This is a genomic window from Pseudomonas sp. S11P7, assembly GCF_023195435.1.
Classification (GTDB): domain Bacteria; phylum Pseudomonadota; class Gammaproteobacteria; order Pseudomonadales; family Pseudomonadaceae; genus Aquipseudomonas; species Aquipseudomonas fluorescens_G.
Window position 1 is genome coordinate 3,275,697 of record NZ_JALPKS020000002.1, and the last position, 18,840, is coordinate 3,294,536.

Below are 18,840 nucleotides of genomic sequence, written 5' to 3' on the forward strand. Positions count from 1 at the left end.
AGTTATCCAACGATGATTGGTTTGGAGAAGAAGTCGCTGATGTTGCCGCTGCTGTCGCCAGCCATGATGATGACCCGCCCGATAGCCATGATCAGTGCGATCGCACCGTCGATCTTATTGTCATCGCCCTGCTTGATCGGCCGCACGACGTCGTTGTTCCCCGGCAGATTTTTGCCAATGACGTTGCTGATACACCACGTCATGATCGGGTTGCCATCGTGGTGGAATCGACCTGACTCAATGGCCGCCTCAAGTTCCTTCATCGGGTCTGACATGTTCGTGTAGTTCTGCGTGATGGTGATCGGACTGAAGCCCTCGTCATCGAGGTCGTGCATCAGACCGGAAGCGCCGAACGGATCGATTGGACATTCCCGGATGGGAGCCTGATGGTTAGCCTCTTTGGTGTCCTCGAGGATCTCGCGATAGTCAATCTCGGCGCCTTCGGTGACATCAAGGTGCCGAGAGTTGATCCAGGCCTGAAAGCGTTCCGACATGCGCTTGTTGTCACTGTTGAAAGCAGTGTCCTCTGGCACCCAGAATTTTGGGGCGACACTGTAGTAATGCGTCTTCCCATCGATCACGCGCCAAAACAATCTGGCGCGCGAGTTCATATCCAGCTTGCGCGCCAGGTCGAAGCCGGCGATCCACTCTTGGCCCTCGAACTGCTCGAGCGTCAGCGTCGTGTCTTCACAGGCTTTCCAGCTTTCCATGTTGTAGAAGCCGGCCTTGGCGCTCACCCAGAGATTGAGGTGCTTCGTTTTGAATGTGTTGGTGAACCTTGCCGATCGGATCGCGCGCGCCTGCTGGCTCTCCAGATACTCCTGGAACACAGACACCCCATGGTTGGGGTTGGCCTTGGCCAGCATCTTCGGATCGGTCCAGTCATCGCCCTCGTCCAGCGTCCATATCCAGCCGAACAGTTCGTCGTCTGGCACTGTGCCTTCGAGCATCTCGATCACTTGTCGACGCTTGTCGTAGCACGGCCCTTCGATATCCGCACCGGCGGTGGTGATGATGAACATCAGCGGCTGCCGGCGGGCACCCATGCCGGTGAGCATGGTGTCGTATTGAGCCGAGGTCGGGTGCTCGTGGTATTCGTCGACAATGGCGCAGCTCGGTGAGGCGCCGTCGCCAGGGTTGCCGATCAGCGGTTCGAACCGGCTGAAGTCTGACGGGATGTTCATGTTCGAGGCGTTGACCTCGATGCCAGCCGCTTGGATGAGCATCGGTGACTTGCTCACCATCAGCTTGGCTGGCCGAAAAACCTCCCACGCCTGCTTCTCAGTTGTGGCGCCGGCGTAGACCTCGGCGCCGAATTCATCATCGGCAACGAACATGCTGATGCCCACGCAGCCCGCGACGACAGACTTGCCATTCTTGCGGGGCACTTCCCAGTAACTTTCACGGAAACGCCGGTGGCCGCCCTTCTTCTTTACCCAGCCGAAGGTGGCGGCAAGGCCGAACAACTGCCATGGCTCAAGGGTAATGAGCTGACGCTTGAACGCCCACTCACCTTTGGTATGCGGAAGCAGTTGGCTCAACTTGAGCTTTTTCTCAGCCTTGGCGGCATCGAATTTGTAGCGAAATCCTCGCTTGCGACTGGCAGCCAGGTCATCGAAGTGACGCTGGATCGCTTGGTGAACATACCGGCAAGCCGGCACCTTCCCACGCAGAACGGACCGCCCCCACGCCGTCGCCTTATCGACGTTCGGCGTAGGAGACTTGGCCATTTAGGATCTCAGTAGTTGGGCGAATTCATTGGTTTGTTTTTCCTTGTTCCCGCCGATTAGGCGCGAGCGGCTCGACGGATCAAGGCCGAGCATCGACCCGAACGTCACCATCTGCCGCATCGCCTCATTGGCCGCGGTCAGGGCTGGATTTTTAATCGGACTGCCCTGGGCGGAACTGACAACGATGCCGAACTGCTGGACAGAATCTTCGGCCATCCGCCACTTGCTGTACGCAGTGCAAAACGCCTCCACGTTGTGAAGGTCGGTCAGGGCGATGACGTGTTCGCGAAGCAATTCCGGGACGACCATCTTCCACATGGTCGCGGCGATATCGCTCATCCACTCGGGGGATCGATGTCTTTCGTGATTTCTGAAAACTGCGGCTCGGACGTGTTCAGCGCCCGCTTGCCGGGATTACCGGCCAGTGCTTTCTTGGCCGTTGGCTTGGGTTTGCGACCACGGCCGGCGACCGTGGCGGTGCCTCCCATCGCGCAACTCCTGATTTTTTAATTTCGCGGGCGTAAGAAAAAGGCTGGGCGGACGGTCTAGAAGCAAAAAGCCCTCGACTTTTGACCCTCCCCACCCCTCTGAGTGAGAATCCGTCTCATTTGACCATTTTCCGTGCATTTCGCACGACTACCGCCTTGGATTGCCCCAACCACCGTCTTCCGAGGCCGTCTTCGTGCTGTGACAGCTATGGCACAGCGACTGCCAGTTGCTGCGATCCCAGAACAGAGTCATGTCGCCCTTGTGAGGGACGATGTGATCAACGTCTGTCGCGAGCACGACCTCGCCGCGCCGATCATGCTCAGCGCACAGCGGGTGCTTGGTGAGGAAGCCTTTGCTCGCCTTCTGCCACTTGTACCCGTAGCCACGCTGCGTGCTGCTCTCTCTCTGCGCATCGACACGCTTGGCTGCCGCAGCCTTGGCAAGCTCGGCATGGTCATCGCAGTAACGGGCATTGCGGGTCAGCGCCCGGCAGCCAAGCGCGGTGCACGGCTTCTGGGGCCTGAGGGGCATATCAATCCACCTGAACGATACGGGCAACGTTGCCACGGGCTCGCCAAACCAGAACGGCGGCCAACCCGTAGAACGCCGTGTTGAACCACGACGCATCAGCGAACTCACCCTCGATCACCATACGGCCGACCAGGCTTACGCACTGCATACCGGTGACGGCGCATGCAGCCCATGCAATCAGTGAGATCGAGAGCTTGTAGCGGGAGTTTGGATATGGGCTGTAGCGCAACCCGATCATGGTAAAGATGACCGCACATAGCGCGGCCTGAATGACAGCAGCCATTTAACTCTCCTTCCGTGCCCGGAGGCGGAAGAACCATTGCAGCCAGCGCGGCATCACGCCTGTGTGCATCCATTCAAGAATGCCGGTCGCGACTGCCACGCAAATTGCGCCACAGACGAACCCACTGAATCCGGCCGTTTTGGTCCAGGTGAGCCCCAAGAGTTCGGCAGAGCCGAAATAACCGCCGATCCAGCCGGCGAAGAGGTAACCGATACGGCGCCACGTTGGCATGGCGTCCGCTGCCACGACGAAGAGAAACGCTCCGCCGAATGCTCCAACAAGTGCTGACAGGTCAATCTGGGGGAAAGCTGCACCCAAGCCAAGGCTGGCGACCACACCAGTTACAGCGAGTGCGCCAGTGCTCGGCTCAGCCATGTGCCGCTCCATCAATAAAAGAGGCCTGCGCGGCCTGGGCAATGCCCGAAAACGAAAAAGCCCCGCTCGGTGGCGGGGCTTCATGTGTCGTCTCTCATAACGCGCAAGATCGACATGATGGGGTTAATTTACGGCCAGTTGGCCATCATGGTCAAGCGGCATCTACAAAGATTTGTTCCCGGTCGAAAATCTCGGTGGCATGGATCACCGCAGCCTCTTCCAGCTGCTCAAGTCGCTTGTGAATTCCACCACGCCAGTTACGACGGGTGCGCTCTGGCGAGCCGGCCAGATCCCAGGCGTTCATGTCGTAGAACTCGGCCGGCAGCACGATCATGTCGGTCGACCGCTTACCCGACTGCACACCCTTCAGCTTCGGAATCGCCCAGGCCGTGAGCGCTTTGTAAATGAACAGCTCCGGCGCCGGAGACGTCATTCGCGATACCAGCCGACCGATCGCGGCGACCTTGTTGGCCTTGTGAGTCGAATATTTGGCGACCAGAACGTCCCACTGCGCGGGAGCGAGCTGGCGGTGCAGCAGCGCATATAAGCAGCAGTCGTAATCGAACTTGTCACGGGGTGATAGAGAGCTGCCGTTGCCGCCTTGGCGCAGATCGGCATCGATCAGCTTTTGCCAAGATTGCTTGGTGCTGTTGTCGATGTTATCGGCAGCCAGTACGCGTACCAGGGTGCTCATCACGTCTTTATACATACCCATGGTTATTCCCCAAATTCGGCATTAACGGCGCGACGCCCAGCACGAGCCAAAATCTTGTCTTGGCAGGCGTGGATCGCCAAACAGAACTCTTGGCGCTCAAGTGGATGTTCGGCAGGTAGCTTCAAATACTCATTCCAGACGCCAGCTAGGAGTCCGACCATAAACGCCTCACGATCGGTAACTTCGGTTTTCATGGTCAATCCCCCGTGTAATTCGATCCGCCGGCGCCGCGGCGGTTGTTCTGTTCGTACTGCGCGGAAGCCCCTGATGGGGCCAACTTGCGAAATTGCGCAAGTTGATGATCTGCGGCCTGGAGCCGGATGCTCAGCTGCGTCACAAGCACCTCCAGTGGCAGCGCCTCGCCAGTCTCAGCCGTCACCCAGCCGGAGGCATTGCAGCGGGCGCAGGCCAGGTCATGAAAAACGCCCTTAGTCACTGCTTTTCCTCTGCAGGTTGAGCATTTGGCCAAATCCAACTGCAAGGCTCGGAGGCTCGGTCCGTGCGACTTCTTCATACGGACACCATCAGGCGGCGGTGAATCGATCGGACATCAATCCCGGCTTCCGGATCATGCGGGATCTCAAGTTCAAACCCGTCCTTCATGGTGATGATCAAACGAGGCCTGCCGTTCTCGACGATCTTGATTGCCGCGATCAGCTTGGGATTTACAGCGAGGCCGGTGGCCGCATTGAGCAAAATCATCATTTTTAAACCTCGCCTATGGTTTGTCGTTGATTTGGCCAGAGCCCGCGCAATCCGTGGCCTGCGCGGGAATACGTGAAACTTCGCATAATGGCTCTGCAATGGTGTGGATCGCGCCGAACCCACGCCCGTCTAACCATTCGTGCCACTTCTCCAGCGCCTCCCGTTTGCCTGCTTCAACCCATGTATGGATGTACGCCTGCACGTTGTGGCCCATCGCATGGTTCAGCAGCAGCTCTCCGATCAGGAAGTCGACACCCAGATCAACCCAGCCAGTACGAGCCACCTTGCGCAGGTCATGGCTGGTCCACTCACCCTGGGCCAGTCGTGTGAATACGGCGCAGGCCTGGCTGTCGGTCAGTGGCTTGCCGCCTCGTGAAGGGAACAAATATTTGCCTTGGTAGCCGGTGGCAGCCTGTGCAGCGTGGTAACGCTTCAGCAAGGCGCAAACCTGCTCAGTGAGTGGCAGGGTCAGTTGGCAACGGGTCTTCGTATGCTCGGCCGGGATGTGCCACTGACGCTCCTCGAAACTGAAGTCAGACCACTCAGCCATCCTCGTTTCGCCAGCGCGGGTGCCGTGACAGAGCATCATCAACGCCAGCATCGCATCAGCCGGTGCCGAGTTGAACTTGGATGCCAGACCGGTCAGCACCTCCTCCACCTGCACGTCACGCAGGCGCGCCGCCTTGGGTTTGATCTTGGTTTTGGAGAAGTCGCTGAAGCGGATCGCGTTCATAGGGTTGGTTTCGATCAAGCCGAGACGGGCCGCCTGGCGAAACGCCAACACCAGCAAGCGAAAGATCAGGCGCAGGTATTCAAGCGACAGCTCGGCCTGCAAGGGCCACATCAGTCGCTGGTCGATCTCGGATTTGCTCACACTCGACAACACCAGTTCGCCGAGTCGGGGGCGAAGGTGCTTACTCATCACCGACCGCGCCGTAGTCTTGCGCTTGGCAGAAAGATTACGGTCGCGGCCCATCCTGTCGTCGAACCATGCCAGCAGCTCGCCAACAGTCGCCCACGTACCTATCGCTGTACCGGCGTCGGGCTCGGTGACCAGGCGGGCACGCACCGCAGGCAAAGCAGCGAGCATGTGCTTGGTGTTCAGGTCGGGATAATTTGCGATCTTGTTCCACGCACTGCCCACGACCAAGTACCACGATCCTTTGGTGCGGTCTTTCTTGTAGCGGAACCTGAAAGCGGGTTGGCGCGCATCCCGAAGATCCCGCACCTCACTGGCTGCATGCCGGCGAATCTCGGCATCCGAGAGAGTCACCGTTAGTGTCTTGGGTTGAGTCATGCAGCCACCACTGTAGGAGCGAGTCGAAGGTAGGCGCGGATCTGCTCCATCGCGTCGAAGTGACCGCGGCAGACGATGGCGAGATAACCCTGATCGTTCAGTTTGCGCAGTCGCTCCTGCTGGTTCGCCGACACCGCCGCGTCATTCGGTGGCGTGGCCTTGAATTCGATGTACAGACCGAAGTAGCCGCCGCGGGCCATGCTCAGTACCAGATCCGGTATACCGGGCTTCACGCCCTGGGCTTTGAGCTTGGCCGCGACAGCCTTTACCCGGTGTCCGCCGTTCGGGACGTGGTAGATCAGATCGAACACGGCCGGCAGAGACAGCTCAAGATCACACATCAGCGCGGCCTGCTCGAGACCTTCGCGGTCGACCCGCTTGGCCCGCACAGGCTTGGCCTTGAACAACCTCATGGCAGCAGGCTTCATACGCGCTCCCCACGCACCATGCGTGCACGACGCATGAGCCGGCGTACGCCCCAAAAACACGCGCCGAACAGAACGAGCAAAAAGCCGAAGTAAAAGTGGAGCAGATTGTTTTCCAGAAAGGCGATCATGCGGCCCCCTTCACGGTGAGAATTCCTGCCCTGATCAGGGCTTCGTGGGTTTCGGCGATCGCGCGTGGCACGTCCTGCCAATCGATCTCGCCGGCGGCGCGGCCATCGATCACGTCATGGCAGGCGCTGCACGCGTACACCGCCACTGTGTCGAAGCCCTTCATGCCCATGCCTTTTTGCCCGCAAGGCAGATGCGCGAGCACGGTGGTTTCCGGGTTGTGATTGCAGACGCCCGGCATGCGCAACGTGCAGTCCTGGCCGTTCGCCGAAGCACGGAGTCTCTTCGAGGTCACTCGCATGCCGGCTTCCCTGTGATGACATCGACGACTTCGTAGGTTCCTGGCCACATCCAAGCGCCGTAGCGCTTCGCCATAGCCGAGTCGGCGAACAAAGCCAGCGCGTGATCAGGTGGCGAGCTCAAATCGACCTTGAACGAGCAGCAAAACACCGCCCAGCGGTAGGTCTCAATCTCAGGAACGGCAAGACGGCGATCAGGCATGACGAGCACCACTCGAACGCATGGCGCGCAGTTCGGCGAGCGCTCTGTTACCGATCTCAGGAGTCCGGCGCCCTTCAACTCGCTCTGGCAGAGCCAAGGGCATTTTCTGCAACGGCAGACCCTCGATGAGGCGGCGAACGGTGATGGTGTAATTGCGCTCGAATAGCTTGAGGCTGAGCGATTCCTCAAGCTTGTTGAGGCTCTCAAAACCGCACTCTTTCGCCGTATGCCAGACCGCGTCGTGACTCCACCGCGCACGACCAGCCATGCAGGGATGGGCGTTGCGGCATGCTTCCCGATGTGCGACGGCCAACGTTGGCAGACCAAGCATCTCGGCACTCGGTGTGCACCAAGCGATGAACACGCCAGGCGCGGGGATAAAATCCCGGCCAGACTGACGAGCGCCCATCAGACCGAACTGCAACTGATCAAGGCTGCGCAATCCCGCCTCCAGAAAGGCCTGCAGCCACTCTTTTTTGCCGATTTGTAGGCCGCCATGTCAGGCCACGCCTGCTTCCATGCCGGGAAGATCGCCCGCAACTGGCGGAACAAACCGTTGATAACAATGGCAGTTTCACGATTGAGTTCTGCCTGAATCTCTTGTGGCAGCTGCTGCTCCGTTGGCGATGTGCTGCCCCGACTGAACCTTCGCCCAGAGACCGGTCGTTACGACTGCAACGCTCTTCATTGTGCGGCCCCCTGCTCAATCCAATCGGTGGCATCATCATCAAAGTCCTGAGGCGCTTGGCGTGGTGCGAATGGCTTGACGTTGGAAGACCTGTTCAGGTCGTTGCGCACCCACTTGACCAGCATGCTGACCCACTCGGCCTCGGTGTTGACTTGCCCTTTCGGCTCGTAGTGGCCAGTGAAAGCGTTCAAGACATGGTCGGTGAAAAGATCCAGCGAGACGCCCTGGTGCAGCGCGTAGGTCTTGAGGATCTTCGGATCTGGCGTCCAGTGCAGGGTCATTTCGCTCGGCATGCGAGGGTCAACGGAATCACGCGCAGAGAGAGGGTCTTTATTCTTCTCTACATCTTCTTTAGGTAACGCACCGCTAACGCTGGCAGCGTTAGCTTTTGCGTTACCCGCTTTGTGGTTTGCAACGCGCTTTGCCGTGAGAAGCCTGTTTTTAGCGGTCTTGCCGTTGTGGCGGTCAAAATGCGGGAGACTGATGACGCCATCAGCCTCGATCATCCAGTCAACGAGTTTCATGAATTCGCAGAAATCGTTAACGCCCACCAAACGATCTAGTAACTTTTTGCTAACGCTCGGAGCGTTACCGTTTTCTGTTTGCTGATCAAACCAACCCCAAACACGCATCAGTTTCCCGACTACCGCGTCAGGGTCGATATTGGCGAAATCAGCGATCTGGCAAACCTCGGGCTTGTCCAGGGTGGTGAGTTCGAATTTGATCCAGTCGCCGGCCATTACGCGGCCTCCTGCAGAAGTTCAGCGAGACGAGTAAGGCCTTTCGGTGTGACCAGTGCCTGAAATGCTGCGCGCTCGATGCCAGTCTCGGTGTCAGGCTTTAGCGCTGTGACCTTATGCTTCATGTAGCCCGAGCGGATACGTGGTTCCGCTGCTACCCAACGAGAAGAACCACCGCGCCGATAGATCCAGCGATTGGCCTGCATCCAGTCGAAGAGTTTTGACGGCGGAATGCCAAGGTGTTTGGCGGCGTCGGTGATGCAGATCGCGCCCTCGGCTGCTGCCAAACGCCTGATAGCGGCAACCTTTGGTGCCTGAAGCTCGATCACGCCGAGCAAACGGGTGTTCTCCCGCGCCTGGTCAGCAGCCAGTTGCAATGCTTCGGCGTAGTTTGCGGGAATGCGCGGGGCTGCCTGCTCTTCCAGCTCCTGCCAGCGGTCCACCAAACGCGCTGTAAATTCCGGGCTCAGTTGGGCGACGACGACAAAGCTGTCGCGCTTACCGATCAGATAGTGTTTCCCGGGGCGCCCAACGGTGGCGGGGTTCTCCTCAATTTGAGGAAAATTGATTACCCGGTCGGCGGCCAACGTATCGATGGTGCGTTTCACATTGTCGTGACGCTTTCCAGTCAGTTCCGAGATCTCGCGTGAGGACATGGTGTGTCGCGACACGTTTTGCTCTTGGCGAAAATGTGTCGCGACTTGGCAGGTATTGCCGGGGGTGATCTGGTTGTGCATAATCATCTCCACAAAGTTTTACCGCTGTTGAAGAAGCCGACCTTGACCGTCGGCTTTTTTGTGCCTGGAATTCAGGCGGCCTTCACGGACTGCTTGAAAACTTCAAGGCTGACGATCACTTCCTCGGCCTCCTTTAGCAGTGTCGATTTCTCGACCGAGCACACGCGGCCATCAGCCTGTGCGTCAAACGCAAGACGGGTAACGTCGGCAAGATCGGCGTGCAGGCGCAGAAGCGCGGAATTGAGATTGATGCCTTCCGGCCTTTCCTTCGGAACCAGTTCGAAACCGAACGCCTCCGCCCATGCTTTGAGCGGACGGAAGTCCTGGGTGAACTTCATGATCCGGTGCAGCTCCTCGACGTTCATGCGATGGGTGTCGTAGTCGGGGTTTGCTTTCTGGGAAAGCAATGTCCGTGATTTGAAGTCCGCGCCTTCGGCAATCTTCTTTGTGCCGTGGTCATCAACCACGTCGTAGATCGCCTTCATCAATGCCTGCATGTAACACCTCATTTTTTGTTACGTGGCGAAGCGCCACCTGCCGCGTCAGAATGTCGACTTGCTACGGGTCAAGCCGCTGACGAGTACAGATCGGGACGCAAGTCCTGTCGGAGAACGCCAGTAGCCTTCTCGATCATTACTGCGCGGCAAGCTGGCACGCCTCTAACCTTCCAATGGGAAATGGTCATTGGCGTCACCCCAAGCAGCTTTGCCAGAGCTTTTGCTGAGCCGGCCGCAAGAATTGCGCGTTCAAGAGCTGTGAGATTCATAAACAAACCGCCCAGTGGCGAGTAAACATTCGTCAACGATACGTTTATTTAATAAACACCGCAAGCCGAGTAAACTTTCTGTTTATGGAAAACACACATTCAGGCGAACGCCTTAGGCAATTGGCTAACGACCGGGGCTTACGGCCCAAGCAGTTAGCTGAAACTCTGGGTATCAGTGCCCAGGTCTTGAATAACTGGTTCAACCGGGGCATCCCGTTATCTGCCCTGTCTATGGTCACGGCTCTCTTTTGGGTTGAGCGCAACTGGCTCCAATACGGGATTGGTGAGGTGGACACACCTGGCTCACCCTGGAAAAAAGGCAAGAATGAGGAAGTAGATCCTCATCCAGGCATTGTTGAGCTGAGTGTTTGGGATGACGGAACACCGCTCGATGATGACGAGGTCTATGTGCCGTTCCTAAAGGAAGTGGAGCTTTCAGCTGGACAGGGAGTAACGGCGGTCGAGCCTTCCCACCGTAAGAAGATCCGCTTCGGAAAAGCGACTCTTAGGAGACAAAATGTTCAGCCGGATGAGGCGGTATGCGTGACTGTTTCCGGAAACAGCATGGAACCAGTGTTACCTCATGGTTCGACTGTAGGCATTAACACAGGCGCTACCGCGGTAGTAGACGGAAAAATGTACGCGATTAATCATGGGGGCCAACTCCGGGTGAAAACGTTGTATCGCCTCCCAGGAGGGGGAATCCGAATGCGCAGCTTCAATCGGGACGACCATCCTGACGAGGAATACAGCGCTGAGCAGATGGTGGCCAACGAAATACGGATCCTTGGGAAGGTGTTTTGGTCTTCCGCCTTGTGGTGATGTGACAGAAAAGCGAAACCGGCTTCGGCCGGTTTTTTTCGTCTGGAGAAAATAAATAAACAAAAATAAACAGGATCTGTTGACTCGATCATAAACACGTTGTTTACTGTGGGCACGCCTTGTAAACAGGCGCCGCTCTTTAACAGTCAGGAATCTTCGCGGATCGATCCCCGAAAACGGGCATAGCGCGAAACATAAACTTCGATCCCCATGCCAGCTCTGGAACTGGCCGGGCTCCCTCATGAGAGCACGCGAAGTTGCACAGCCACCCGATGTGACGCCAGTTGCGGCAGCGGGCAGAGAGAGGACTCCGGCGGATACGTGCAGCAAGAAACGGTAAGCATCACTGAGCAGCCTTCTCGCGAGGGCTGCTTGGGATGACAACCGACAGGTAATCAACCATGAAGCACGAAACAGCAATTGCTCAGCTCGAAATCCACGCCTCCAACTGCGAGAACAACGCGGTGATCCAGGAGCGTGAGGGTCAGTACGAAGAAGCGGCGAACAGCTGTAGCAACGCCGCCGAATATCGGCAAGCAATCGAAGCACTCCAAGCGGCGTGATCATCGCTGCTGCACCTTAGCAATTGGGTGCAGCCATATGCTCAAGGCGATTAGTTTTCTTCGTTTTCCTGCACTACGCGGCGCTCTTCTTCGAGATCCCTTTTGGCCTGATTCAGCAGGTCGATCAGCTCATCTACTTCGCCTTCATCAAAAATCAGGATCAACTCTTCTCGGATCCCCTGATCCTGCTTGATGCAAATGTTTCCAGCATCCGAAATGTAAACCTCTGCGCCGAAACGCGGTTCAATCTTCCCAACCATGGAATGCACCTATGCAATTTACCTACGAAGTGAAGGGTGGAATGTACATCTACAAAGGGCCGCGAGGCCATGGCGGAATCGCCTATTCGCTTCAGCAGATCAATGACCGCCTCACCAAAGCATATGGCGCCAACGGCTACGATCTGACGCGAATCTGACAACCAGCGCCACGACAGCCTGTCGTTAACTGCCCGATCCTCTCTATGAGAGCGCATCGGGGTGTGATTTGCATGAAAACGCTGTGGCTGAGTGCACAAATTGCCGGTGTGGTGCCGGTATCCGCAAACAGAAGCCAGCAGTAGTCACAGATCACACCCCGATGCGGACGCCAACCCAGCAGACGCTGGACACCTGCAATCAACCGGAGAATCACATGCTCCTGATCATACTGATCGGCGCAGCGCTGGGTCATGTGCGGCCAGAACCGCCCTGCTCTATAGCGCTGCCAACCGATCCGCAACGTGCACACCGTGAGCGATGGCGATGTATCGCCGGGGTCGCAGCGTTCTGGCGCTGATCGGTCCCGCCAAAAACACCGGAACCCGAAAATCACTGCATCTGTTGCTACACAAAAGGCCCTCCCGTCCAGTTGGGCCTTTTCTTCGCCCGCATTTATCCGTCAGCACTCTCTCCCCTGCGCCCAACGGCAAGCAGCAGGCGGCCCAGAGTGCTGACGAATACACGCAACCCACACCGAGGCATCTGCCATGCATCCATCAATTCAACAGCGCGTCGACGGGGTTGCGGCCCTGCACATTCGCTCCACCATCGCCACCGCCGCGTTCTACGCCCTGATCGGCAAGGAGCCACCCGTGCAGAAGATTCGCTACCAGGTCGTGGCCAAGGGCGAGAACGCCTACCACATCGTGGAGCTGGCTACCGACAAGGTCCGCGGCTTCCGCTTCAGCTACAAGGAAGCAGTCAACTTCGCCCAGCAGCTCGAATCGCGCGCCGACGGCATCAAGGTCACGCTATCGGGAGATCGACCATGATCGGAGTACCAATGCTCAACCCGCGGGACTCGATCATCGAAGACCTGAACAAGAAGATGGAACAGTTCTTCGGCTCCGGCAAAACCGTCCAAGAGATCGCCAGCGGTGTGAGCGCCGAGGTGTCCATGTTTGGTACCTCCCACACCAACAAGCTGCGCGCGGTGCGCGACCGTTTCGCTCCCCAGCTCAAGAAGTTGGCCGACGAAGGCATGTCCTTGAACAAGGCAGCCGAAACGCTTGGGCTCGATCATAAGCGCGTCCGTCTCATCGCTCGCGAGAACGGCTTCAAGTTCAAATCATGAAGCGCATCAGCAGACAGGTGCAGCAGCGCCGCAAACAGACCTGGCTTGACTTGCCGGCCAGCGGAATTGAAGAGGTAGGCCATGGCCAAGAGCAATGCAGATCGCTCAGCGAAAGCCGCGACGAAGAGAAAGGAACGCGGCGAAGAGGAAATCAGGCTGCACTGCCTGCCCGGTACTCGCCAAGCACTTGCTGAGCTGATGGCATGGAGCGGCATCGAGGAACAGGGCGAGGCGATCACGCTGATGATTCATCACCTGCACGGCCTTGGCCCGGGCGGCGCCCTTCCCCTGCTCACCCCGCCGCGACACGAATACGTGATACCCGAAAACGTGTCGCGGAAATTGAAGCTCGCCTACAACCGCGAAGCCCTTCGCATCACTCACGACGAATAACCCCTACCCACGCTGCGCATCCGGTCACGGAGGGCGGCGCATACCCGGAGAAAACCATGACTCAACATGCACAGCAATCCGTAGCCGCCGCTGACCTGCCAGAACGCGGCCAGCCTCTCGACGGTGGCACCTTCGTAACTCGCTACTGGCTGAACGGCGAAGAGCGCGCACTGGTTTTGCTCGACAACGAACTGATCGGCACCTGGGGCAAGTATGGCGAAGACGTCGCCGGAGCCAAAAGCCTCAGTGACGGCGCCGCGAATACCCGCGCCATGGCCGAAGCCGGCAGCGATATCGCAGTGAAGGCGCTGGAGCTGGATGCACACATCCCCTCCTACCTCGAAGGCGCTCTGTTGATGGCAGCCAAGGCCGAGGGCGTGGTGACGCTGCACGAAGATCGCTGGCACTGGCTGAGTTCGCAGTTCTGCGCCGACACCGCCTACAGCATGGACTTTGAAGATGGCTGGCTCTACGACGACGTCAAGGGCTTCGAGCGCGTTGCGCGCCCGGTCCGCAGCCTTCCTATTCAGTAATTCATTCCTTCATTGCTTTTATGCAGGCGATTCCCGGGAGCGTCAGGACGACGCTCAGACCAGAAGCTTGCCGGGTAGCGCCGGCGGCCTGCGCCCAATTCGCTCACAGGAGCATCCAATGCAAACGAATCAACTGACCACCTACACCCGTGGCGATCTGACGATCAGCAGCCCAAATGAATCGGTAGTGCTCAAGCTCGCTTCGCTGGCCATTGCCGCCGCCCCGGTCGCTTCTGCGAGCGGCATTCCTGCCGTAGGTGAAATCTGGCCCGGAGAAGGCGGTGTGAATGGCGGTCTGTTCCCGGGCGACGGCAAGCCCTACTACCTGATTGTCCCGACCGGCGCCGATGCTGAGGGCGAGTTCGAATGGGGTGGTTACGGCAACGAACTCAACGGCGCCAAGAGTGCTTGGGATGGTCGAGCCAACACTGACGACCTGATCGGCGCCGATGAATCCTACCCCGCCGCCCAGTTCTGCACGGCCTTTGAGCGCGAGGGTCACAAGGACTTCTACTTGATGTCCCGCCGCGAGGCTTCATTTCTGGAGATCACGCTCGGCGACAAGGACGTGTTCAGTAAGCGCTATCACTGGACCAGTTCGCAGTTCTCCGCCAACAACGCCTACAACATGTCCTTTGAAGTTGGCTGGCTCACCAGCTACGGCAAGAGCGACGAGCGCGTTGCGCGCCCGGTCCGCAGACGATTTATTTGATCCTTCAATCCTTCATTCATGGGCGCGATAGCGCCCCGCTTTTCAAGGAGGCCAGGATGGCCCTTCACATGGATCTGGAGATCCACAAGGTTGCAGAAGAACTGCTCGGCATGTCGCTCGATCTGGTGCGCAACATCCCCCGCGACCTTAAACAGGTCGTTGGAGCAAAGATTCGAGATGAGTGCCTGCAGGTTCTGGTGCTGATTGGTCGGGCCAATATGTCGCGAGACAAGCTTCCCCACCTGAACCTCCTACTGGAAAGCATTTGGATGCTGAATTACTTGCTGCGAGCGCTCACTAACAAGGCGTTCATCAGCAAGGGGCAGCACGCCAAAGCAATGAAGTTAACGGCCTCTGTAGGCCGACAGGCGAATGCCTGGAAGAAGTCCGCAACCGCGCCCGCTGCGTGAGGGCCAAGGCTCTCGCGTCTGTGCGCAAAATCTGGTCGAGCCGCTGACCTTTGGGTCACCGCCATGCACACAAAAGATACCGCCGGTCTAAAGCGTCCGCGTAGGTCTTGTGCAGTTTCCTTGCTGATCGGTTCCGCCTTTGGCAAGGAGATGTAGATAGCTCGATAGGTCGCAGTTCTCCGCCAACAACGCCTACAACATGGACTTTGAAGATGGCTGGCTCAACAACAACGACAAGAACAACGAGCGCGTTGCGCGCCCGGTCCGCAGATTTAAGTGTTGCACCTTTCCAGTTCGAGGATCTCGTCCAAGCGTATTACGACTGTCGCCGGAACAAGCGGAACACCGCGAGCGCCCGGCACTTCGAGAAGGATATGGAGATCAACTTACTGGAGCTCCACGACGACCTGATCGCCGGCACCTACCGGCCGGGCCGTTCTATTTGCTTCGTGGTCACCCGACCGAAAGCCCGCGAGGTTTGGGCGGCAGCGTTCCGGGACCGCGTCGTTCACCACCTGATGTACAACCATGTGGCACCGCGCTTCTACGCCAGCTTCATAGCGGACAGTTGCGCATGCATCCCGGGGCGCGGCACCTTGTACGCCGCTAAACGCCTTGAATCGAAAATCCGCAGCGCCAGCCAAAACTGGTCTAAGCCGATCTTCTACCTCAAGTGTGACTTGGCGAACTTCTTCGTGGCGATTGATAAGCAGGTCCTGCGCCAGCAGCTGGCAAAGAAGATCACCGAGCTCTGGTGGCTGTCACTGGCCGAAACGATCCTGATGCACGACCCGCGTGACGACTACGTACTGCGCAGCCCGCCGCACCTGTTCAACCGAGTGCCGCAGCACAAGCGTCTGACTGCACAGCCCGCTCGCCTAGGCCTGCCGATCGGCAACCTATCGTCGCAGTTCTTCGCGAACGTGTACCTCGACGCGCTCGACCAGTTCGCAAAGCACGAGCTCGGCGCCAAGCACTACATCCGATACGTCGACGACTTCGTGTTTCTCCATGAATCGCCACAGCAACTGAATCAGTGGCGCGAGCAGGTCGAAGCGTTCCTGCCGAGGCTCGGCGCCAAACTGAATCCCACGAAGACCATCCTGCAACCGGTAGATCGCGGCGTCGACTTCGTCGGGCACGTCATCAAGCCGTGGCGGCGATCAACCCGCAAGCGATCACTGGCCCAGGCATTGAAGCGAACAGCCGCGGCGCCCGCCGAGGATCTGCGTGAAACCGCAAACAGTTACTTCGGCCTGCTCAGCCAGGCCAGCCACAGCGAGAAAGACCGCGAGAAGCTGGCCAACCTCGTTCTGTTGCGCGGCCGTGCAGTCAACGGCGCGCTGACAAAGACCTATCCGAAGAAGTAAACACCCACTCCACCGCCCGGGCATGACCCGGCATAGGACGCCCCATGCTCACAGCAATCGATTTGTTCGCCGGCCTCGGCGGATGGTCTACCGGCGCGCGTAACGCCGGCATCGAAGTTATCTGGGCGGCCAACCACTGGCCGGTCGCCGTGGAATGGCACAGCGCCAACCATCCAGAAGCGATTCACATCTGCCAAGACCTGCATCAGGCGGATTGGTCGAAGGTGCCCGCTCACGACATCATGCTCGCGTCACCCTGCTGCCAAGGCCATTCGAAAGCCCGGGGCAAGAAGTCAGGCAATGCACAGCACGATGCATCCAGATCGACAGCATGGGCCGTTGTGTCCGCCGCCGAGTACCACAAGCCGGAAGTGGTGCTGGTCGAAAACGTCGAAGAGTTCACCGACTGGGCGCTGTATCCAGCCTGGTCGCAGGCCATGACAGCGTTGGGCTACATGATCGCGCCGCACGTAGTCGACTGTGCCGATCTAGGCGTGCCACAGCACCGCGTGCGCCTGTTCTTGGTCTGCACCCGAAGCAGATCGCCGCTGATGCTCGAGTTGCACCGGCGCCAGCACGTTCCCGCCGCCAGTTTCCTCCAGTTCGACGCGGGACGCTGGTCACGAATCGAGAAGCCGGGACGTGCGCAAGCAACTCTCGATCGGGTGCGCAACGGGCGAGAGCGCTTTGGCGATCAGTTCATCATGCCCTACTACGGCAAAGGCTCTGGCCTGACTGGACGAGATATCAATCGCCCGATCGGCACCATCACCACGCTTGACCGATGGGCGCTGGTTCGTGGCGACGAGATGCGGATGCTCTCAGCCAACGAGGCGCTTGCCGCCATGTCGTTCCCGGCCAACACCCTACGTCCGGACAACCACCGTTTGACCATGCACATGGCCGGCAATGCGGTACCGCCGCTGGCCGGACAACGAATCATCGAAGCGCTGAAGGCCGCCGCATAACCCACCCTCTACCGCCCGGGCATGCCCCGGCATAGGACGCCCACGTGATCAATCTCTTCTGGCGAATCATCGCCAAGGTACTCGCGCGCCCAGCCATCGCAGAATGGCTCATCGCCCGCGCAAAGCTCACCCCGTACCAGCACATCATGTCCGCCGACGGCACCGAGATGTACATGGGCCGCTGGTGGCTGTTCAACCCGTACGACCCAGTAACCGGTGAGCGCCGCTTCAGCCTGATTCCTTGGTCGATACGCATCCACCACATCAAGCGCGAGGACAACGACCGCGATCTTCACGACCACCCATGGAACGCCCGCACGATCATTTTGCGCGGCGGTTATACAGAGCAGCGCCTGCTCGACCATGAAGACCCGGTGTTGTCAGGGCTGAACGTGCCGGCCAATGCCCAAGCCACCGAGTACATCGACCGGCGCCCAGGCGAAACAGCGCAGCTCAGCTACGGCGAATACCACCGGATCGACAGCGTCGCCGAAGGCGGCGCATTCACCCTGTTCATCACCAGCCCCTACAAAGGGACTTGGGGATTCCTCGTAAACGGCGTGAAGGTGCCTTGGCGCACCTACACCAATTCGGATAACTGACTGGAGATTGCATGATGCGTGACATCAAAACCCGCGAAGGCTTTGAGTTCTGGGACAAGCTGAACGCGCTGCCCCGCTATGCCTTCCTACTTTCACCATCGGGCAACTCGGTGCAGAAATTCGAAGACCAGGCTATGGGCAACTGGATCGATGTGCACGAAGCGCAGAAGATCGTCGACCAGGCGCAGGATCGCATCAGCGAATTGCGCGATGAGCTTGGCGCTGTGAAAGGTGAGTACGACCGGGCGGTGAACAAGGTCGATGCCCTGCAGCAACGCCTGAACGCAGTGGATCAGCGGGTTGATGAGCTGGAGGCGCTGTTGGTCCGATCCAACGAGCTGTTCTATGCGATCCAGGGTGACCCGGGCGCGGTGCCGTCTTCGTCGATTGATGCAATGCGCGGCGACGTTTTTACAGCGCTCAAGCCAGCAGCCCGTTCGACCTACAAGCCCGGTCTCTACGCCGTGCGGCACATCGACAACTGGGACGGTGAGCGCGATGTAGTGCTGACGTTCGCGATGCTCGACGCCGACGGCAAGTGGACTGACAAAGAAACCGGTGAGTCCCTGCTGACGTACACCGGGGATAAGGTTCTCAGGGCTTGGCCGCTGGATTGCTCCGATGCACCGGACACCCAGATTATCGGCGTGCCGCGCAACTGGCTTGAAGACTGGGCGCTCGAACTTGTCGAAGCCGCACAGGACGGCGGCCAGATGTCGAACCAAGTCGAACACCTCCTCGAAATTCACGCCAAGCCTTAACTCCCTCCCCTTCAAAGTCAGCCGCTATAGCGGCAAGGATA

General features: G+C 58.6%; 34 protein-coding genes. 13 read left to right on the forward strand and 21 right to left on the reverse strand.

Annotation, left to right across the window (positions count from 1 at the left end; all coding sequences use genetic code 11):
- Positions 1-2: 2 nt before the first annotated feature.
- The 20 genes from M0746_RS15080 to M0746_RS15175 all read right to left on the reverse strand — a co-directional run bounded on the left by M0746_RS15080 (position 3) and on the right by M0746_RS15175 (position 10,111).
- Positions 3-1,730 (reverse strand): terminase large subunit, encoded by a 1,728-nt coding sequence (locus M0746_RS15080; RefSeq protein WP_258449746.1) that lies wholly within the window; start codon positions 1,728-1,730, stop codon positions 3-5.
- Positions 1,731-2,069, reverse strand: a complete 339-nt coding sequence (locus M0746_RS15085) for a phage terminase small subunit P27 family (RefSeq protein ID WP_258449747.1) — start codon at positions 2,067-2,069, stop codon at positions 1,731-1,733. It lies immediately after the preceding gene.
- Positions 2,066-2,218 carry a hypothetical protein gene (locus M0746_RS15090; protein WP_258449748.1) on the reverse strand — a complete coding sequence of 51 codons (153 nt, stop codon included), beginning with the start codon at positions 2,216-2,218 and terminating at the stop codon, positions 2,066-2,068. Before M0746_RS15090 ends, M0746_RS15085 begins: the two co-directional genes overlap by 4 nt.
- 148 nt (positions 2,219-2,366) lie before the next feature.
- The gene (locus M0746_RS15095; protein WP_258449750.1) at positions 2,367-2,750 is read right to left on the reverse strand and encodes an HNH endonuclease signature motif containing protein; all 384 of its coding nucleotides are present in this window, start codon (positions 2,748-2,750) and stop codon (positions 2,367-2,369) included.
- Between the two features lies 1 nt (position 2,751).
- On the reverse strand, positions 2,752-3,033 hold the full coding sequence (locus M0746_RS15100) for a phage holin family protein (protein WP_071171687.1): 282 nt from the start codon (positions 3,031-3,033) through the stop codon (positions 2,752-2,754).
- Positions 3,034-3,408: a putative holin gene (locus M0746_RS15105; protein ID WP_151550806.1), complete on the reverse strand. Its 375-nt coding sequence runs from the start codon at positions 3,406-3,408 to the stop codon at positions 3,034-3,036.
- Positions 3,409-3,559: 151 nt separating this feature from the next.
- Positions 3,560-4,123, reverse strand: a complete 564-nt coding sequence (locus tag M0746_RS15110) for a hypothetical protein (RefSeq protein WP_258449753.1) — start codon at positions 4,121-4,123, stop codon at positions 3,560-3,562.
- Positions 4,124-4,125: 2 nt separating this feature from the next.
- Positions 4,126-4,317: a hypothetical protein gene (locus M0746_RS15115; protein ID WP_258449754.1), complete on the reverse strand. Its 192-nt coding sequence runs from the start codon at positions 4,315-4,317 to the stop codon at positions 4,126-4,128.
- A gap of 2 nt (positions 4,318-4,319) precedes the next feature.
- Positions 4,320-4,637, reverse strand: a complete 318-nt coding sequence (locus M0746_RS15120; protein ID WP_258449755.1) for a hypothetical protein — start codon at positions 4,635-4,637, stop codon at positions 4,320-4,322.
- Positions 4,634-4,828, reverse strand: coding sequence for a hypothetical protein (locus M0746_RS15125; RefSeq protein ID WP_258449756.1), 195 nt, complete (start codon positions 4,826-4,828; stop codon positions 4,634-4,636). Before M0746_RS15125 ends, M0746_RS15120 begins: the two co-directional genes overlap by 4 nt.
- Before the next feature lie 13 nt (positions 4,829-4,841).
- Entirely contained in the window at positions 4,842-6,125 is a 1,284-nt protein-coding gene (locus M0746_RS15130; RefSeq protein ID WP_258449757.1) for a tyrosine-type recombinase/integrase, read from the reverse strand.
- Complete coding sequence (locus M0746_RS15135) at positions 6,122-6,553, reverse strand: VRR-NUC domain-containing protein (protein ID WP_258449758.1); 432 nt, start codon at positions 6,551-6,553, stop codon at positions 6,122-6,124. The genes M0746_RS15130 and M0746_RS15135 overlap by 4 nt, the downstream gene beginning before the upstream one ends.
- Complete coding sequence (locus M0746_RS15140) at positions 6,550-6,681, reverse strand: hypothetical protein (protein WP_258449759.1); 132 nt, start codon at positions 6,679-6,681, stop codon at positions 6,550-6,552. Before M0746_RS15140 ends, M0746_RS15135 begins: the two co-directional genes overlap by 4 nt.
- Positions 6,678-6,980, reverse strand: a complete 303-nt coding sequence (locus M0746_RS15145) for a DUF1364 domain-containing protein (protein ID WP_258449760.1) — start codon at positions 6,978-6,980, stop codon at positions 6,678-6,680. The genes M0746_RS15140 and M0746_RS15145 overlap by 4 nt, the downstream gene beginning before the upstream one ends.
- On the reverse strand, positions 6,971-7,180 hold the full coding sequence (locus M0746_RS15150) for a hypothetical protein (protein WP_122747179.1): 210 nt from the start codon (positions 7,178-7,180) through the stop codon (positions 6,971-6,973). The genes M0746_RS15145 and M0746_RS15150 overlap by 10 nt, the downstream gene beginning before the upstream one ends.
- Complete coding sequence (locus M0746_RS15155; protein WP_258449761.1) at positions 7,173-7,622, reverse strand: replication protein P; 450 nt, start codon at positions 7,620-7,622, stop codon at positions 7,173-7,175. Before M0746_RS15155 ends, M0746_RS15150 begins: the two co-directional genes overlap by 8 nt.
- 242 nt (positions 7,623-7,864) lie before the next feature.
- Positions 7,865-8,608 (reverse strand): DnaT-like ssDNA-binding domain-containing protein, encoded by a 744-nt coding sequence (locus M0746_RS15160; protein ID WP_258449762.1) that lies wholly within the window; start codon positions 8,606-8,608, stop codon positions 7,865-7,867.
- Positions 8,608-9,345, reverse strand: a complete 738-nt coding sequence (locus tag M0746_RS15165; RefSeq protein WP_342454878.1) for a phage antirepressor KilAC domain-containing protein — start codon at positions 9,343-9,345, stop codon at positions 8,608-8,610. The genes M0746_RS15160 and M0746_RS15165 overlap by 1 nt, the downstream gene beginning before the upstream one ends.
- Before the next feature lie 71 nt (positions 9,346-9,416).
- Complete coding sequence (locus M0746_RS15170; RefSeq protein ID WP_258449763.1) at positions 9,417-9,842, reverse strand: phage regulatory CII family protein; 426 nt, start codon at positions 9,840-9,842, stop codon at positions 9,417-9,419.
- Between the two features lie 68 nt (positions 9,843-9,910).
- Positions 9,911-10,111 carry a transcriptional regulator gene (locus M0746_RS15175; RefSeq protein WP_258449764.1) on the reverse strand — a complete coding sequence of 67 codons (201 nt, stop codon included), beginning with the start codon at positions 10,109-10,111 and terminating at the stop codon, positions 9,911-9,913.
- A gap of 186 nt (positions 10,112-10,297) precedes the next feature.
- Here M0746_RS15175 and M0746_RS29060 point away from each other — a divergent pair, with 186 nt between their 5' ends.
- The gene (locus M0746_RS29060; RefSeq protein WP_342454879.1) at positions 10,298-10,933 is read left to right on the forward strand and encodes a S24 family peptidase; all 636 of its coding nucleotides are present in this window, start codon (positions 10,298-10,300) and stop codon (positions 10,931-10,933) included.
- Between the two features lie 401 nt (positions 10,934-11,334).
- Entirely contained in the window at positions 11,335-11,496 is a 162-nt protein-coding gene (locus M0746_RS15185) for a hypothetical protein (protein WP_258449765.1), read from the forward strand.
- A gap of 50 nt (positions 11,497-11,546) precedes the next feature.
- Here the strand turns inward: M0746_RS15185 and M0746_RS15190 are convergent, their stop codons facing one another.
- On the reverse strand, positions 11,547-11,756 hold the full coding sequence (locus M0746_RS15190; RefSeq protein WP_258449766.1) for a hypothetical protein: 210 nt from the start codon (positions 11,754-11,756) through the stop codon (positions 11,547-11,549).
- Between the two features lie 11 nt (positions 11,757-11,767).
- On the opposite strand from M0746_RS15190, the gene M0746_RS15195 reads away from it, so the two are divergent.
- The 11 genes from M0746_RS15195 to M0746_RS15245 all read left to right on the forward strand — a co-directional run bounded on the left by M0746_RS15195 (position 11,768) and on the right by M0746_RS15245 (position 18,799).
- Positions 11,768-11,914 (forward strand): hypothetical protein, encoded by a 147-nt coding sequence (locus M0746_RS15195; RefSeq protein WP_178116885.1) that lies wholly within the window; start codon positions 11,768-11,770, stop codon positions 11,912-11,914.
- Between the two features lie 549 nt (positions 11,915-12,463).
- A complete protein-coding gene (locus tag M0746_RS15200) occupies positions 12,464-12,748 on the forward strand; it encodes a hypothetical protein (protein ID WP_258449767.1) in 285 nt (94 codons plus the stop codon).
- A gap of 11 nt (positions 12,749-12,759) precedes the next feature.
- Complete coding sequence (locus tag M0746_RS15205; protein WP_258449768.1) at positions 12,760-13,050, forward strand: hypothetical protein; 291 nt, start codon at positions 12,760-12,762, stop codon at positions 13,048-13,050.
- Positions 13,051-13,131: 81 nt separating this feature from the next.
- Positions 13,132-13,443 carry a hypothetical protein gene (locus M0746_RS15210; RefSeq protein ID WP_258449769.1) on the forward strand — a complete coding sequence of 104 codons (312 nt, stop codon included), beginning with the start codon at positions 13,132-13,134 and terminating at the stop codon, positions 13,441-13,443.
- A gap of 56 nt (positions 13,444-13,499) precedes the next feature.
- A complete protein-coding gene (locus M0746_RS15215) occupies positions 13,500-13,976 on the forward strand; it encodes a hypothetical protein (RefSeq protein WP_258449770.1) in 477 nt (158 codons plus the stop codon).
- 118 nt (positions 13,977-14,094) lie between these two features.
- Positions 14,095-14,688 carry a DUF1566 domain-containing protein gene (locus tag M0746_RS15220; RefSeq protein WP_258449771.1) on the forward strand — a complete coding sequence of 198 codons (594 nt, stop codon included), beginning with the start codon at positions 14,095-14,097 and terminating at the stop codon, positions 14,686-14,688.
- A gap of 56 nt (positions 14,689-14,744) precedes the next feature.
- The gene (locus tag M0746_RS15225) at positions 14,745-15,098 is read left to right on the forward strand and encodes a four helix bundle protein (RefSeq protein WP_210555617.1); all 354 of its coding nucleotides are present in this window, start codon (positions 14,745-14,747) and stop codon (positions 15,096-15,098) included.
- A gap of 212 nt (positions 15,099-15,310) precedes the next feature.
- Positions 15,311-16,468 carry an RNA-directed DNA polymerase gene (locus tag M0746_RS15230; protein WP_258449772.1) on the forward strand — a complete coding sequence of 386 codons (1,158 nt, stop codon included), beginning with the start codon at positions 15,311-15,313 and terminating at the stop codon, positions 16,466-16,468.
- Between the two features lie 44 nt (positions 16,469-16,512).
- The gene (locus M0746_RS15235) at positions 16,513-17,436 is read left to right on the forward strand and encodes a DNA cytosine methyltransferase (RefSeq protein ID WP_258449773.1); all 924 of its coding nucleotides are present in this window, start codon (positions 16,513-16,515) and stop codon (positions 17,434-17,436) included.
- Between the two features lie 44 nt (positions 17,437-17,480).
- Positions 17,481-18,038 (forward strand): hypothetical protein, encoded by a 558-nt coding sequence (locus tag M0746_RS15240; RefSeq protein ID WP_258449774.1) that lies wholly within the window; start codon positions 17,481-17,483, stop codon positions 18,036-18,038.
- Between the two features lie 11 nt (positions 18,039-18,049).
- Complete coding sequence (locus tag M0746_RS15245; RefSeq protein ID WP_258449775.1) at positions 18,050-18,799, forward strand: coiled-coil domain-containing protein; 750 nt, start codon at positions 18,050-18,052, stop codon at positions 18,797-18,799.
- Positions 18,800-18,840 lie beyond the last annotated feature (41 nt).

What these genes read in the sequence shown, in the direction of transcription:
- M0746_RS15080 (WP_258449746.1), bottom strand. Translation starts at nt 1,730, where the DNA reads ATGGCCAAGTCTCCTACGCCGAACGTCGATAAGGCGACGGCGTGGGGG.
- M0746_RS15085 (WP_258449747.1), bottom strand. Translation starts at nt 2,069, where the DNA reads ATGAGCGATATCGCCGCGACCATGTGGAAGATGGTCGTCCCGGAATTG.
- M0746_RS15090 (WP_258449748.1), bottom strand. Translation starts at nt 2,218, where the DNA reads ATGGGAGGCACCGCCACGGTCGCCGGCCGTGGTCGCAAACCCAAGCCA.
- M0746_RS15095 (WP_258449750.1), bottom strand. Translation starts at nt 2,750, where the DNA reads ATGCCCCTCAGGCCCCAGAAGCCGTGCACCGCGCTTGGCTGCCGGGCG.
- M0746_RS15100 (WP_071171687.1), bottom strand. Translation starts at nt 3,033, where the DNA reads ATGGCTGCTGTCATTCAGGCCGCGCTATGTGCGGTCATCTTTACCATG.
- M0746_RS15105 (WP_151550806.1), bottom strand. Translation starts at nt 3,408, where the DNA reads ATGGCTGAGCCGAGCACTGGCGCACTCGCTGTAACTGGTGTGGTCGCC.
- M0746_RS15110 (WP_258449753.1), bottom strand. Translation starts at nt 4,123, where the DNA reads ATGGGTATGTATAAAGACGTGATGAGCACCCTGGTACGCGTACTGGCT.
- M0746_RS15115 (WP_258449754.1), bottom strand. Translation starts at nt 4,317, where the DNA reads ATGAAAACCGAAGTTACCGATCGTGAGGCGTTTATGGTCGGACTCCTA.
- M0746_RS15120 (WP_258449755.1), bottom strand. Translation starts at nt 4,637, where the DNA reads ATGAAGAAGTCGCACGGACCGAGCCTCCGAGCCTTGCAGTTGGATTTG.
- M0746_RS15125 (WP_258449756.1), bottom strand. Translation starts at nt 4,828, where the DNA reads ATGATGATTTTGCTCAATGCGGCCACCGGCCTCGCTGTAAATCCCAAG.
- M0746_RS15130 (WP_258449757.1), bottom strand. Translation starts at nt 6,125, where the DNA reads ATGACTCAACCCAAGACACTAACGGTGACTCTCTCGGATGCCGAGATT.
- M0746_RS15135 (WP_258449758.1), bottom strand. Translation starts at nt 6,553, where the DNA reads ATGAAGCCTGCTGCCATGAGGTTGTTCAAGGCCAAGCCTGTGCGGGCC.
- M0746_RS15140 (WP_258449759.1), bottom strand. Translation starts at nt 6,681, where the DNA reads ATGATCGCCTTTCTGGAAAACAATCTGCTCCACTTTTACTTCGGCTTT.
- M0746_RS15145 (WP_258449760.1), bottom strand. Translation starts at nt 6,980, where the DNA reads ATGCGAGTGACCTCGAAGAGACTCCGTGCTTCGGCGAACGGCCAGGAC.
- M0746_RS15150 (WP_122747179.1), bottom strand. Translation starts at nt 7,180, where the DNA reads ATGCCTGATCGCCGTCTTGCCGTTCCTGAGATTGAGACCTACCGCTGG.
- M0746_RS15160 (WP_258449762.1), bottom strand. Translation starts at nt 8,608, where the DNA reads ATGGCCGGCGACTGGATCAAATTCGAACTCACCACCCTGGACAAGCCC.
- M0746_RS15165 (WP_342454878.1), bottom strand. Translation starts at nt 9,345, where the DNA reads ATGCACAACCAGATCACCCCCGGCAATACCTGCCAAGTCGCGACACAT.
- M0746_RS15170 (WP_258449763.1), bottom strand. Translation starts at nt 9,842, where the DNA reads ATGCAGGCATTGATGAAGGCGATCTACGACGTGGTTGATGACCACGGC.
- M0746_RS15175 (WP_258449764.1), bottom strand. Translation starts at nt 10,111, where the DNA reads ATGAATCTCACAGCTCTTGAACGCGCAATTCTTGCGGCCGGCTCAGCA.
- M0746_RS15185 (WP_258449765.1), top strand. Translation starts at nt 11,335, where the DNA reads ATGAAGCACGAAACAGCAATTGCTCAGCTCGAAATCCACGCCTCCAAC.
- M0746_RS15190 (WP_258449766.1), bottom strand. Translation starts at nt 11,756, where the DNA reads ATGGTTGGGAAGATTGAACCGCGTTTCGGCGCAGAGGTTTACATTTCG.
- M0746_RS15195 (WP_178116885.1), top strand. Translation starts at nt 11,768, where the DNA reads ATGCAATTTACCTACGAAGTGAAGGGTGGAATGTACATCTACAAAGGG.
- M0746_RS15200 (WP_258449767.1), top strand. Translation starts at nt 12,464, where the DNA reads ATGCATCCATCAATTCAACAGCGCGTCGACGGGGTTGCGGCCCTGCAC.
- M0746_RS15205 (WP_258449768.1), top strand. Translation starts at nt 12,760, where the DNA reads ATGCTCAACCCGCGGGACTCGATCATCGAAGACCTGAACAAGAAGATG.
- M0746_RS15210 (WP_258449769.1), top strand. Translation starts at nt 13,132, where the DNA reads ATGGCCAAGAGCAATGCAGATCGCTCAGCGAAAGCCGCGACGAAGAGA.
- M0746_RS15215 (WP_258449770.1), top strand. Translation starts at nt 13,500, where the DNA reads ATGACTCAACATGCACAGCAATCCGTAGCCGCCGCTGACCTGCCAGAA.
- M0746_RS15220 (WP_258449771.1), top strand. Translation starts at nt 14,095, where the DNA reads ATGCAAACGAATCAACTGACCACCTACACCCGTGGCGATCTGACGATC.
- M0746_RS15225 (WP_210555617.1), top strand. Translation starts at nt 14,745, where the DNA reads ATGGCCCTTCACATGGATCTGGAGATCCACAAGGTTGCAGAAGAACTG.
- M0746_RS15230 (WP_258449772.1), top strand. Translation starts at nt 15,311, where the DNA reads ATGGCTGGCTCAACAACAACGACAAGAACAACGAGCGCGTTGCGCGCC.
- M0746_RS15235 (WP_258449773.1), top strand. Translation starts at nt 16,513, where the DNA reads ATGCTCACAGCAATCGATTTGTTCGCCGGCCTCGGCGGATGGTCTACC.
- M0746_RS15245 (WP_258449775.1), top strand. Translation starts at nt 18,050, where the DNA reads ATGATGCGTGACATCAAAACCCGCGAAGGCTTTGAGTTCTGGGACAAG.